Genomic DNA, 12,766 nt, shown 5'->3' on the forward strand with positions numbered 1-12,766 from the left:
CATGGCGGCGGTCACCGTCGCCGCCGCTCCACGACCAGGGCGTTCCCGACCGCGCGTTCCCCGGTCGGGTCCGACGGGTAGTTCACGACCTCGCCATCGACCCACAGCGCGCTCGACCCGCCGCCGTCGAGGTTCATCGCCTGCCAGGCGCCTAACGCGATCAGGGCATCTCCGAGTTCGGCGAGCGACATCCCCACGCTCCACGGGCGACGCCCGTCCACGACCACCAGCATGAGCTGCGTGGAGTCCCGGGAGAGCGCGATCGCGCTACGCGGGTGACGCGCCGCGGAGAATCGGGGGAAGGTCCCCTCGAGCGAGTCGGCGCGTGTACCGACATTCGCCCCATCCTGCACCACCCGTGGCCACCCCCCGATCGACATGCGCGGGGTGAACGGCGGATCGCCGAGCGTCGCCACCACCCGTACGACACCGCCACGGCGTGCCATGCGGCGCACGAAGGCGATGGCCGAGTCTCCCGTCGCGCTGAGGACCACACCCCGCGGCGGGATCGCCGTCCCGCCCCCTCGCCGCTCGGAGCCGGCGCGCACCCGGTACAGCAATGTATCGCCCCGCCGTCCCTCCTCGGCGAGCACCACCTCCACCGCCTCGCGCGTGGCCGCCAGTGTCGCCGCCCGGGCGCTGTCCGCGCGAAGCTGCGACACCGATGGCGCCGGACGCGCTTGAGCCGGCAAACCGGTCGGCGATGCGTCGGGGTCGCGAGGGCGCTGCGTCGTGATGCGCGCCAGCGTGTCGCGCAACGTCCTCGTCCCGTACCACGGCGTGTACAGTACCAGCCCCGTCGTTCGCGGGGGGCGGTAGTTGATCCCCGTCAGCGCCTGGCGCTCCCCCCCTGCCTGCACTGCGCCGTGCAGCTCGAAGCGCCCCATGTGCACCCCGCCCCGCCGGTCGATGGCGAACTGCGTATGCGCGTTGTCGAACTCGTCGTGCGGCGAGTCGGTGATCACCGCCCCCTTCACCCATCTCCCGTTCACCACCTGGTTGTTCTCCACCTCCCCCGTCCCCAGGTCGAAGAAGTCGGCGTTGATCATCACCACCGGACGCTCCCCGCGGCTGGCAAGGCGTGCCGCCATCGCGCTCACCCGCTCGCGCCCCACCATCCGGTCGTGCGCCCGCACACCGCCAATGGTGTACTCGCGATTCCGCAAATCGACCGTCGCCACGTGCAACAGCCAGGGACCTCCGGGATTCATGAGGCACGTGTACGTCACCCCGGGTGCGATGGTGTCGACTGTTTGCACCCTCAGCTGTGCCGGGAGGACACGTGTCGTGTCGCTGAGGCAGCGTCTCGCCCCACCGCCCTGAGCCGTTCCATCGGCCGGGACGAAGATTAGAACGCCGAGCAGCGCCACCAAGTTGCGTATTGACGTCCTCCGCGAGACTACTGACACTTCGCCCCACGGAATTCGTTGCACGATTCGTGTTCCGTTCACGTTTTTCACCCCCTTGGGAGATCAGACCAGATGCGAACCTGGGTTGTTCGTGCCCTAGTCCTGGCGACACTCGGTTGGGTCGTCGCATCGGCGCCGGCTCACGCGCAGACGACGATCACGCTCGAAGGCGTCGTGACGAGCACCGATGGGCAACCGATCGTCGGTGCGCAGGTGTCCGTCACCAACACCGCCACAAGTGAACGCCGCAACATCACGACGCGCCAGACCGGCGAGTTCGTCGTCCTCGGCCTCTTCTCGGGCAAGTACGTGATCGACGTGCGCGCCCTCGGCTTCAAGCCGGTGCAGGACTCGGTCCAGCTCGTCATCGGCCAGCGCGCCCGCCTCACCATCACCATGGAACGCGGCGCCACCGAGCTGCAGGCGGTCGCCGTCACCGCCGAACGGGTGAAGCAGGTCGAGGTGCAACGCCTCTCGATCTCCGCCCCCGTCCTCAAGGAGGAGATCGAGAACCTCCCCATGAACGCACGCGGCGTCATGAACCTCGCCGCCATCGCCCCGGGGGTGAAGAGCTACGCGCCGCAGCAGGGGCGCGCGCTCCCGTCGGCCGGCGGTGCGCCGGACCTGCGCTTCATCAACCTCTACATGGACGGGGTCGAGATGAAGTCGCTGTACAACGGCAACCTCGTCGGCATTCCGCAGACCGGGTCGCCGTTGCCGCAGGAGGCGCTCGAGGAGTTCCGCGTCTACCTCAACCCGTACGACGCCGAGTACTCGCGGGCCGGATCCTACGTCATCTCGGCGGTCAGCCGCCGCGGCACCGACAAGTGGGAAGGCTCGGCGTTCGGCTTCTACCAGGGGAAGGATTACATCGCGCGGACCTTCATCCAGCAGCGCTCCAACGCCAAGCTCCCCGACTACAGCCGCAACCAGTTCGGCTTCAACCTCCGCGGCCCCATCGCCAAGGGGAAGCTCTACTTCGCCGGGAGCTACGAGGGGACGCTGACCGACAACTACATCGACGTCGTCCCCACCACGTCGGCCTGGAACCAGTATCGCGGCTCGTTCCTCGCCCCGCAGAAGAACCACACCTTCTTCACCCGCCTCACCGCGACGCCCACGGAGAAGAGTACCTACGACTTCATGTGGTCGACGCGTATCCTCGATGGCGAGGGGAACTTCGGCGGGCGCTCGTCGCGCGACGCGGGGATCTCGCAGGAATACCTCATCAATACCGCGCAGCTGCGCCATCGCTGGCTCCCGACCACGAACCTCGTGAACGAGTTCTCGCTCCAGTACGTGCAGTGGGACCACACCGAGGCGCCACTCCTCCCCGGGCCCACGCGTACCTACCCGGGGATCATCACCGGCACCGCCGGCTTCCCGCTCGAGCTGCGGGAGAAGCACTTCCGCCTGGTGAACCGCTCCACCTACAACGTGGCCGACTGGGGCGGGAGCCATCTCGTCAAGTTCGGCCTCGAGTTGGCAAGGATCGACGGGAGCCAGTACCTCCCGTCCAACCAGTTCGGCTCGTTCAACTTCCTCACCGACACGTCGAGCCTCCCCAACTCCGCCTCCATCTCGGTCGGCTTCAACGACCCCAGCGGCACCGACGACGCGCGCGCCGAGGCCACCGGCTACTCCACGGGCTTCTACATCAACGATGAGTGGCGCCCGCAGGACAACCTCTCGATCAACCTCGGCCTTCGGTACGACGCCGAGATCAACACGCTCAACAACGACTACACCGTCCCCTGGGCCAGCGACTCGCGCCTGACCTCGCGGGCCGAGTTGAATGACTACATCAACCGCGGCAACCGCAAGAACGACCTCAACAACTTCTCGCCGCGCATCTCGTTCTCCTGGGATCCCAACCGCCGGAACCAGACCTTCGTGCGCGGTGGCTTCGCGATCCTCTTCGACCGCGTGACGTCGTTCATCGGCTTCCAGGAGCGGCTCAACTCCACCTGGCGTTCGTACACCTTCGCCAATCCGGGGACGACCGATCCGGCGGTCCTGCGCCAGCGCGTGGCAGCTGGCGGCGCCACCGCCCCCCTCTCGCCGGTCCTCGTCAAGAACCTCATGCGCACGCCCGAGAACCGGCAGTTCTCGCTCGGCATCGGGCACCAGTTCACCGACGCCTTCGGCGTCAACATGGACTACGTGCACCAGGACATCCGCAACCTGTACGTCCGCCTCAACGCCAACTGGTTCAACCGCACCACCAACCAGCGCGTCCTGAGCTCGGCGTACGGCGACATCGTGTTGTGGGACGACTTCGGCCGCGCCAAGTTCGACGGCCTCGTGACCCAGGCCACCTACAGCAAGAACGGCCAGCGCTTCAACCTGGCCTACACGCTGGGCTTCTATAAGTCCGACTTCGACGGCAACCTGGCCAGCATCTTCCCCAACCGCTCGTCGTACCAGATGCAGTACACGTCGGGCGACGAGCGCCATCGCTTCGTCCTGTCGGCCATCAACAAGCTCCCGCTCGGGATCCAGGCCTCGACCATCACGACCGTCGCCTCGCCGCGCCCGTTCGTGGCCATCGACGGCAAGGACCTGAACAACAACAACGTCACCTTCGACGACTTCGCCGGCCCGGATCGCGTACAGCGTCCGGACAACTCGTGGGAGAACTGGTACAAGACCGTCGACCTTCGCCTGCAGCGCCCGCTCATCCAGCGCGGGTCGCAGAAGATCACCGTGATGGCCGAGGTCTTCAACCTGTTCAACAGCGAGAACATCTCGGCCTACGGCGGCCAGAAGTTCCAGGGGACCACGCCCATCGCGACCTTCGGCAAGTCCACCGGCGCCTTCGCCGCCCGCCAGGCGCAACTAGGGCTGAAGGTCGAGTTCTAGGACCGCCGCGGCACGGGTGTCACGCCGAAGCGGGGGTGTCCTCACGGACGCCCCCGCTTCGTGCTCAGGGTGGCGCGTCCTCGGCCGGGACCGCCGATTCCGATCCCGGCGTGGCGGCGGTGCGAGTCCCCTCCAGCTCCGTCGTCAGGCGCCCCAGCAGCTGCAACGCATGCGCCCTCACTTCGTCGGTCGCTGCCTCGAGGGCCGCCGTCGCCGCACGCTCGACCGTCCCCTCGCTGTGTGACAACAGCGTCGCCCCCGCCTCGGTCAACGACACCACGACACGTCGCGCATCGGTGGCGCCTCGCGTCCGCTGCACCAGCCCGCGCCGCTCGAGTCGCGCCAGCGTGGCCGACAGCGTCCCGGGGTGCACGTGAAGGACGCGGCTCAGGCGTCCCGCGGGCGATGGCCCCAGCACGCCGACGATCCGCAGGACCATGCGCTGCTGCGCCGTGACACCGAACCGCCGCTGCATGTCGCTCGAGGTCGTCTCGAGCGCGTGGTTCAGGCTCCAGAGCACGCGAAGGAACTCCAGTACCGGCGGGAGCGCCGGTACGTCGGGACGGGAAGGGGCGGCGGGGGCTGGCATGTCCGGATGCGGCGCGCGAGGGAGATCCTTATTCTCGCGCCTGTGCGGATACGGACGCCAGTGGCGCGCGGGATGGCCGGCCCGGCGACCGGCGAGCCGCTCCCCGCTGGACGACCGAGAGGACGTGCTGGAGCATGCTGTCCACCGCTTCCTGCCCCGGCAGGTAGAAGCGCGCGCTCGAGCGTTTCGACTTCCCGATGCGTACTCCCACGCTCCGCGTCTGGTCGAGGACCGCGAACGCGTCTTCGTCGGTCTCCTCGTCGCCCGCGTACAGGACCACGCGTGCTGAGAGTCTCGCCTCCACCCACCGAACCGCATCCCCCTTGGTGGGCGCACCGGCCGGGACCAGGTTCACGAGGGCATGGCCTTCGGTGACGCGCACCGCGTCACCCAATTGCCGACGGACTTCCGCGAGGACCTCGCGCACCATGCGTGGCGACGAGGCGTGACGGTAGTGCACGGCGATGGAATACACCTTGTCCTCGACATGGACGCCGGCGAGTCTCCCGACCGTCGCGTCGAGTAGGGGCCGCCACCCCGCCACCGTCCGCTTCGCACCCGCCATGGCTGCCGACGGCTCCACTCCGTGGTTCCCCACGATCGCCGCGGTCCGCACGCCGTGCAGCCGAGGCGTCACGTCGGCCACCGAGCGCCCGGAGACGATCACCACCGGGCGTAGCTCGCTGATCGCGACGAGGAGGTGACGGGTCTCGTCACGCATGCCGGCGGCGCCCGGCACCGCCACGATCGGCGCCAGCGTCCCGTCGAAGTCGAAGGCCAGCACGCCATCGGGCCCCACGGTGCGTGCCAGGTGCAACAGGTTGCGGCGCGAGAGCAGGTTGCGCATGGTCAGGCCATCCCCGCCAGCGGCTCTCCCGCCATCTGCAACGACCGGCGCGCGCGCTGGCGCAGCTGCGCAGCGTCCAGCAGCATCCGCCCCGCCCAGCGATACACGTTGCGTTCCTCCACCGTCGCGCGCAGCGCCCGCATCCGCTCCCCCTGCTCGGCCGACGACATCTCGATGGCGCGTTCCAGGGCCTCGCTCGCCGCCTCGAGGTCGTAGGGATTCACGATGAGCGCCTCGGTCAGCTCGTGCGCGGCCCCCGCAAACTGGCTCAGCACCAGGACGCCCTGCTCGTCGTCGCGCGCCGAGACGAACTCCTTGCTCACCAGGTTCATCCCGTCGTGCAGGCTGCTCACGTAGCACAGTTGCGCGGCGCGGTAGAACCGGAAGACCCGGTCGGGCTCATGGTGCTCCCGCAGGAGGATCACCGGTTGGTAGCGCGCGTCGCCGAAGCGGGCGTTGATCCGGCGCACGCCCTCCTGCACCACGTCGGTGATCTGCTGGTAGCCCGGAATGCGCGTCCGGCTCGGTGCCGCCAGCTGCACGAAGGTGAAGCGTCCCACCAGGTCGGGGCGCCGCTCCAGGAGCCGCTCCACCGCCTCGATGCGCTCCTCGAGTCCCTTCGTGTAGTCCAGGCGGTCCACTCCGACCCCAAGGATCGCGACGGGCGCCAGCCCCAGCTCGGCGAACACCTCGCGCCGGCACGCACCCGCGGCGGGGAGTGACCGTGCCGCACGCGCGGGCCACTCCACGGAGATGGGATACGCACGCACCAGCGTGCGCGAGCCGCCGAGGATCACCGCCTGGTCCACGCGGTCGATGCGCGACTCCACGAACGTGTCCACCGCATCCAGGAACTGGTTGCAGTGCGCCTGCGTGTGAAAGCCGACGATGCTCGAGCCAAGGAGCCCGTCGATGATCTCCTCGCGCCACGGACAGATCCCGAATCGCTCGGCGTTGGGGAAGGGAATGTGCCAGAAAGTGATGACCGTCGCGCGCGGCAGGCGCTCGCGGATGAGGCGCGGCGCCAGGGCGAAGTGATAGTCCTGCACCAGCACGATCGGGTCGTCCACCGCCGCTTCCTCCACCACGGCGTCGGCGAAGCGCTCGTTGATGCGCCGGTACGCCGCCCAGTCACTCGCGCGAAACACCGGTCGCGCATACGCCACGTGACACAGCGGCCACAGCCCCTCGTTCGAGAGACCGTAGTAGTAGCCCTCCTCCTCGTCCTCGCTGAGCCATACGCGCCGCAGCGTGTACGAGTCCTCGCCAGGCGGGACGCGGAGACGCCCCTCCTGGTCCGACACGGCGCGATCGGCGTTCCCGCTGCCGTGTGCGATCCAGGTCCCCGAGCACGCCCGCATCACCGGTTCCAGGGCGCTCACCAGCCCGCTCGCCGGATGCTTCACGACGATCGCCCCGTCAGCCGCACGTTCGTGTATGTAGGGCTCGCGGTTGGCCACGATGATCAGCCCCCCGTCGTCCAGGTGCTCCACCATCGCCGAGCGGAGGCGCTCCTGCGTCCATCGCCCCGTCGCCACCGACTCCGCGGCAGCAATGGCGGCGCGCCGCTTCGCCAGGGCACGCACGTCCTCGAGCAGCGGCGACGGTGTCCTGCCGCGCTCCGCCTCACCGCGCAACGCGCGCCCGAGCTGCCGGACCCACTCGCGCGACGCCACCCGGGCCGCCAGGGCGGTCAGGAGCGATGCCACCCCCGCGGCGAGGACGAGAATCCCCAGCCCCCATGTCCGGGCGAGCCGCTCCCGCTCCATCACCTGTGAGAAATCCTGCACCACGACCAGCGACAGCCCAGCGGGAACGTCCACCCCACCTCGCACCGGGACCCACGCGACGTGCAACGCCGGGGTCGCTCCCTCCGGCGAGATGACCTTCGTCAGCGCCCCCTGGAGACGGACATCGTCGTCGAACGCTTCGCGCCTCGGACACGCCGTCGCCTCCGCCGGAAAGGCCGCGCTGCGGGCAATCGCCTCTCCCTCTCCGCCGCACAGCGCCGCTCCAATCACCCGATCGTCACGCACGATGTCGCGCAGCAGTCGGTCGAATTGCCCCCGATCGCCCCGCGCCTCCGCCTCCACAATGGATAGACGCGCGCTCGACGCGGCCAATCGCGCCCGCTGCGTCAGCTCCGACGTGTACCAGGCGCGAGCCGCTCGCGTCACCGCCACCCCACCCACGACCGCGATCAGCGCGATCAGCAGGAGCGGTGGAATCGTCAACCGGAGCGCATTGCGGACAGGACCCATGCCTTTGAGATTAACTTGGATATCCAATTAAACCAAGCTGAGCCATGCACCTCGAGCACATCGGACTGATTGGAAATTGCCAATGCTCGGCGCTCGTCGCCGCAAATGGCGATGTCACATGGTGTTGCCTGCCACGATTCGACTCGCCACCTGCCTTCGGCGCCCTCCTGGATCCCGATGCAGGACACTTCCAGATCGCCCCGGCCAACGGAGGCACGGGACAACAGCGCTATCTCGAGAACACCAACGTCCTCGAAACCACTTTCTCCACCCCAGATGGCCGCTTCCGCGTCCTCGACTTCGCCCCGCGCTTCTCCATCCACGAACGCTCCTTCCGCCCAACCAAGCTCGTCCGTATCGTCGAGCCGCTGGAGGGGACGCCGCGCCTGCGCGTCGTCTGCGACCCGATCCTGGGATGGGACAAGCGCCGCCCCGCCGTGGAGCTCGGATCCAACCACATCGACTTCCTCGGCTTCCCCGCGACCGTCCGCCTCACCACCGATATCCCCCTCTCCTACGTCGGCGGGCCAGCATTTGCCCTGAGCGAACGACGCCATCTCGTGCTCGCCTTCGGAGCCCCGGTCGAGGAACCCCTCAAGCCCCTCTGCGACCGTCTCCTGCGCGAAACCGTCGACTACTGGGTCCGCTGGGTCAAGCAGTGCAACATCCCGCCGCTCTTCCAGAAAGAGGTCATTCGCTCCGCCCTCGCCCTCAAGCTCCACTGCTTCGAGGACACCGGCGCCATCGTGGCTTCCATGACGACCTCCATCCCGGAGTCGCCGGGAAGCGGACGCACATGGGACTATCGCTACTGCTGGCTCCGCGATGCGTACTACGTGCTCGGCGCCTTCGAACTCCTCGGCCACTTCGAGGAGCGCGAGCAGTTCCTGCACTATCTCCTGACCGTCGCCTCCGCGGTCGCCGATCTCGACCTGGCCCCGCTCTACCGGGTCGATGCCAGCAGCGACGTCCCCGAGATCATCTGCCCCTCGTGGGCCGGGTACGAGGGGTACGGTCCTGTTCGCATCGGTAACGCCGCCGCCCAGCAGGTGCAAAACGACATCTTCGGCGAGCTCGTCCTCTCGCTCGCCCCGCTTTTCATGGACGAGCGCTTCCGCCCCGACCAGACGCCGACCACGCTCGCCCTCATGACGCGGCTCGCGCGCAAGGCGATCGCCGTCGCCGACCGGCCCGATGCGGGAATCTGGGAGTATCGCGCCCCCACCACGGGACCGCAGACTTTCTCAGTGCTCATGTCCTGGGCGGCTGCGGATCGCATGCGCGCCGTGGCCGAGCGTCACGCTCCCCACCTCGTCGCCGAGTTTGCCGAGGCCGCCGACCGCCTCCGTCGGGAGATCATGGACCGGGCCTGGAACCCGGCGCTCGGCACCTTTGCCTCCACGTACGATGGCGACGCGCTCGACGCCTCGGTGCTGCAGGCGGTGACCCTCCGCCTCGTTGCACCTGACGATTGGCGTGCGGGGGCCACCATCGACGTCCTGCGGGGCGTCCTCGAGGATGACGGCTGGATGTACCGCTACAAGCGCGACGACGACTTCGGTGCCCCCGCCATCCCGTTCGTCATCTGCACGTTCTGGCTCATCGAGGCACTCGCCCGCACCGGGCGAGGCGATGAGGCCCGCGCGCTCCTGCAACGCGTCGCCGCCCAGCTCCCCCCACTGGGTTTGATGTCCGAGGACTTCGACCCGCACGAACGCCGCTTCTGGGGCAACTTCCCCCAGGCGTATTCGCACGTGGGGCTCATCCGTGCTGCCTTCGCCGCCTCCCCGGGCTGGCACGAAGTCGTCTGACCGGCGCGCCTCCTCGGCCGGGACGAGCTCGGCAGGTGGGCGACGCGACGCGTCAGTCGCGCTCGTACCCCTGACGCGCCTGCGCGTAGCCGCCGGCGTCCACCACCCGGCGATACCCCATGCGCCGCAGCGTCTCGGCCGCCGATGCGGAGCGGGCTCCGCTGGCGCAGTAGACCATGATCGAGGAGTCGCGCGTGATGTCGTCACGCTCGAGGATGGCGTGATCGATCCCGTTGACCGGCATGCAGATGGCGCCCGGGAGGTGACCGAAGAAGAACTCCAGGTGCGAGCGCACGTCGATGACCGCATCGACCTTCTTGTTGTTGAACTTCGCCATGCCGTTCTCCGGGTTCTCCTGACGTACACGTGGTGAGGGGATGCTACCTTCGTGCGGCAGCAGGCGTCGATCCGGGGAAATCTGCACGCCGACCGACCATTAATCAACCATATAGTGATATAGTTATCACATATCGCTCGTCGCCGTCGCTGCCCCGGCAGCCCCACATGGAGACCAGGCATGAGCCGCACCGTCATCCTCGGCGCCGGGATTTCCGGCCACACCGCCGCCACCCGGCTGCGCCAGCGCCTCGGGCGCAACCACGACGTCATCGTCGTCACGCCCAACGCCAGGTGGAACTGGATCCCCTCCAATATCTGGGTCGGCGTGGGGCGCATGACGTCGGACGACGTCACCTTCCCCCTCGCGCCCGTCTACGCGAAGCTCGGCATCACCTACGTCCAGGCACGGGCCACCGAGCTCCATCCCGAGGGCGACGCCGCGAGCCCGGCCGCGTACGTCACCGTCGAGCACACCAGCCCCGAACGGCGTGGCGAGGTCGAGCGCATTCCCTACGACTTCCTGGTGAACGCCACCGGCCCGAAGCTCAACTTCGGCGCCGTGCAGGGACTCGGCCCGGACGGGCACTCCCTCTCCGTCTGCACCGCATCCCACGCCACCGAGGCCGCCAAGGCGCTGGCGCTCGCCATCGAGCGGATGCGGCGCGGTGAACGCCAGACGCTCGTCGTCGGCACCAGCCACGGCACCTGCACCTGCGAAGGCGCCGCCTTCGAGTACGTCTTCAATGTCGAGCACGAGATCCGCACGCGCGGGCTCCGCCACCTGGCGGACATCGTCTACCTGTCCAACGAGCACGAACTCGGCGACTTCGGCGTGGCGGGGCTGCACGTCGAGGTCGGCGGCTTCATCACGCACAGCAAGACGTGGGCGGAGTCGCTGTACGCGGAGCGCGGCATCCGCTGGATCCTGCAGGCGCACGTCGAGCGCGTCGAGCCCGGCGAGGTCTTCTACGAGACGCTCGACGGCGCGCACCACTCGCTGAAGTTCGACTTCGCCATGCTCCTCCCCCCCTTCGGCGGGGTGGGGCTCAGGTCGTTCGACCAGGCCGGACACGACACGACCGCCGAGCTCTTCGCCCCGAACGGCTTCATGCGCGTCGATGCCGACTACACGCAGAAAACCTTCGACCAGTGGGACGCCGGCGACTGGCCCTCCACCTACCAGACGCCCCGCTACGACAACGTCTTCGCGGTCGGGATCGCCTTCGCCCCGCCGCACCAGATCTCGAAGCCCTTCAAGAGCCCCAACGGGACGGTCATCACCCCCTCGCCCCCGCGCACCGGAATGCCGAGCGGCATCATGGGACGCGTGGTCGCGAACACCATCGCCGATCGCATCCTGCGCGGACGCGACTCCAAGGCGCACACGGCGTCGATGGCGCGCATGGGAGCGGCCTGCATTGCCTCGGCGGGCGCCTCGTTGCTGAAGGGGACGGCGGCCGCCATGACCATGTACCCCATCGTCCCCGACTACAAGCGCTTCCCGGTGTTCGGTCGCGACCTCCGGTACACCTTCGGCGAGATCGGGCTCGGGGCCCACTGGATCAAGCGCATCCTGCATCACGCCTTCATCTGGAAGGCCAAGGCAAGGCCCGGATGGCAGTTCATCCCGGAATAGGTGCCCGACAGCCTCTCGTCACCCCTCCCTTCTCACGCCATGCCTGACGACACGCCGACCTCACGCCCTGCGCCCTACACCGAGGGCTACTTCGCGCCCACGCCCACGCGCCTCACGCAGGCGCTTCGCACGTTCCTTCCGTGGCAGCTCTGGCGCTTTGCGGTCATCAACATCCGCATGCTCCGCATGATCGCGAAGTCACACGACTGACGCGGGGGTCAGAACCCCGTCTTCACCCCGAACAGCACCTGGGCGTCGTTGTTGCTCTGCGCCCCGCGGCCGCGGGCGGCGCTGTCGTACAGCGACTGGTACGAGATGGTGAAGCTCGTCGACTGGCGCACCGCGAAGCTCAGCTCCGAGGTCGAGTTGACGGTGAAGCTCTCCAGGTCGCTCACCCGGGGCTGCCAGAAGGTGGTGTGCGAGAGCTTGAGGCGCGGATCGAACTGGTGCTTGAATCGCGCGCGCCCCGACCAACGCGCCGCCGACACGGTCTCGGTGTCGGGCGACAGGCGGCTCGGGCGCAGTCGCTCGGCCAGCATCGCCAGCGAGACGTTGGCCTCGGTCGACCCCGACTGCATCAGCACCGCCTTCCCCCCCACACCGACCCCCACCCGGTCGAGGACGCGCTTCTCGTAGCTCGACTCGTAGTTCACGAACAGGAACGGCGAGAGGTGGTCGAACGGCCGGTAGTCCAGCGCCACGTTCCCGAGCCAGGTGCGCTTGGTGACGTTGCGCGGCAGCGTGTCGCGTGCGGCATCGGCGTAGCCGAACGTCACCCCGCCGCGCAGCTGCCAGGTGCTGTCGGCGTGCCCCAGCTCGCCCTTGGTCAGGATCGCCCTCTGGTCGGTGTTTCCCTGGAACAGCGACGCCGACGCCTCGACCACCCCCGACCAGCGTTTCTTCCCCTGCCCCTGCATCGTGGCCGGCGTCGCGATGAGGATGGCGGCCACGGCCAGTCTGGGGAGGTAGGGAAGGAGCTGCATGTCGTGGGGGAGCGGGGATGGACATGATG

Annotated in this window: 9 protein-coding genes; 3 read left to right on the forward strand and 6 right to left on the reverse strand. The window is 68.4% G+C overall.

Annotated features, from left to right (window positions below):
* Positions 1-11 precede the first annotated feature (11 nt).
* A complete protein-coding gene (locus ABS52_01320) occupies positions 12-1,229 on the reverse strand; it encodes a hypothetical protein (GenBank protein ODT05354.1) in 1,218 nt (405 codons plus the stop codon).
* 252 nt (positions 1,230-1,481) lie between these two features.
* Between ABS52_01320 and ABS52_01325 the strand changes: the two genes are divergently transcribed.
* The gene (locus ABS52_01325; protein ODT05355.1) at positions 1,482-4,271 is read left to right on the forward strand and encodes a hypothetical protein; all 2,790 of its coding nucleotides are present in this window, start codon (positions 1,482-1,484) and stop codon (positions 4,269-4,271) included.
* 64 nt (positions 4,272-4,335) lie between these two features.
* Here the strand turns inward: ABS52_01325 and ABS52_01330 are convergent, their stop codons facing one another.
* Genes ABS52_01330 through ABS52_01340 form a run of 3 tightly spaced genes read right to left on the reverse strand, consistent with a single transcriptional unit; the run spans position 4,336 to position 7,968 of the window.
* Complete coding sequence (locus ABS52_01330; GenBank protein ID ODT05356.1) at positions 4,336-4,860, reverse strand: hypothetical protein; 525 nt, start codon at positions 4,858-4,860, stop codon at positions 4,336-4,338.
* A 28-nt stretch (positions 4,861-4,888) separates the two neighbouring features.
* Positions 4,889-5,707 carry a trehalose-phosphatase gene (locus tag ABS52_01335; protein ID ODT05357.1) on the reverse strand — a complete coding sequence of 273 codons (819 nt, stop codon included), beginning with the start codon at positions 5,705-5,707 and terminating at the stop codon, positions 4,889-4,891.
* Positions 5,708-5,709: 2 nt separating this feature from the next.
* Positions 5,710-7,968: a trehalose-6-phosphate synthase gene (locus tag ABS52_01340; GenBank protein ID ODT05358.1), complete on the reverse strand. Its 2,259-nt coding sequence runs from the start codon at positions 7,966-7,968 to the stop codon at positions 5,710-5,712.
* 44 nt (positions 7,969-8,012) lie between these two features.
* Here ABS52_01340 and ABS52_01345 point away from each other — a divergent pair, with 44 nt between their 5' ends.
* A complete protein-coding gene (locus ABS52_01345) occupies positions 8,013-9,779 on the forward strand; it encodes a hypothetical protein (GenBank protein ODT05359.1) in 1,767 nt (588 codons plus the stop codon).
* A 52-nt stretch (positions 9,780-9,831) separates the two neighbouring features.
* Here the strand turns inward: ABS52_01345 and ABS52_01350 are convergent, their stop codons facing one another.
* Positions 9,832-10,116, reverse strand: coding sequence for a hypothetical protein (locus tag ABS52_01350; GenBank protein ID ODT05360.1), 285 nt, complete (start codon positions 10,114-10,116; stop codon positions 9,832-9,834).
* A gap of 180 nt (positions 10,117-10,296) precedes the next feature.
* Here ABS52_01350 and ABS52_01355 point away from each other — a divergent pair, with 180 nt between their 5' ends.
* Entirely contained in the window at positions 10,297-11,754 is a 1,458-nt protein-coding gene (locus ABS52_01355; protein ID ODT05361.1) for a sulfide:quinone reductase, read from the forward strand.
* A gap of 218 nt (positions 11,755-11,972) precedes the next feature.
* Here the strand turns inward: ABS52_01355 and ABS52_01360 are convergent, their stop codons facing one another.
* A complete protein-coding gene (locus ABS52_01360; GenBank protein ODT05362.1) occupies positions 11,973-12,737 on the reverse strand; it encodes a hypothetical protein in 765 nt (254 codons plus the stop codon).
* Between the last annotated feature and the right edge of the window lie 29 nt (positions 12,738-12,766).

The sequence above is a fragment of the Gemmatimonadetes bacterium SCN 70-22 genome (assembly GCA_001724275.1).
In the GTDB taxonomy this organism is placed as follows: domain Bacteria; phylum Gemmatimonadota; class Gemmatimonadetes; order Gemmatimonadales; family Gemmatimonadaceae; genus SCN-70-22.

What these genes read in the sequence shown, in the direction of transcription:
- ABS52_01350 (ODT05360.1), bottom strand. Translation starts at nt 10,116, where the DNA reads ATGGCGAAGTTCAACAACAAGAAGGTCGATGCGGTCATCGACGTGCGC.
- ABS52_01355 (ODT05361.1), top strand. Translation starts at nt 10,297, where the DNA reads ATGAGCCGCACCGTCATCCTCGGCGCCGGGATTTCCGGCCACACCGCC.
- ABS52_01330 (ODT05356.1), bottom strand. Translation starts at nt 4,860, where the DNA reads ATGCCAGCCCCCGCCGCCCCTTCCCGTCCCGACGTACCGGCGCTCCCG.
- ABS52_01340 (ODT05358.1), bottom strand. Translation starts at nt 7,968, where the DNA reads ATGGGTCCTGTCCGCAATGCGCTCCGGTTGACGATTCCACCGCTCCTG.
- ABS52_01325 (ODT05355.1), top strand. Translation starts at nt 1,482, where the DNA reads ATGCGAACCTGGGTTGTTCGTGCCCTAGTCCTGGCGACACTCGGTTGG.
- ABS52_01335 (ODT05357.1), bottom strand. Translation starts at nt 5,707, where the DNA reads ATGCGCAACCTGCTCTCGCGCCGCAACCTGTTGCACCTGGCACGCACC.
- ABS52_01345 (ODT05359.1), top strand. Translation starts at nt 8,013, where the DNA reads ATGCACCTCGAGCACATCGGACTGATTGGAAATTGCCAATGCTCGGCG.
- ABS52_01360 (ODT05362.1), bottom strand. Translation starts at nt 12,737, where the DNA reads ATGCAGCTCCTTCCCTACCTCCCCAGACTGGCCGTGGCCGCCATCCTC.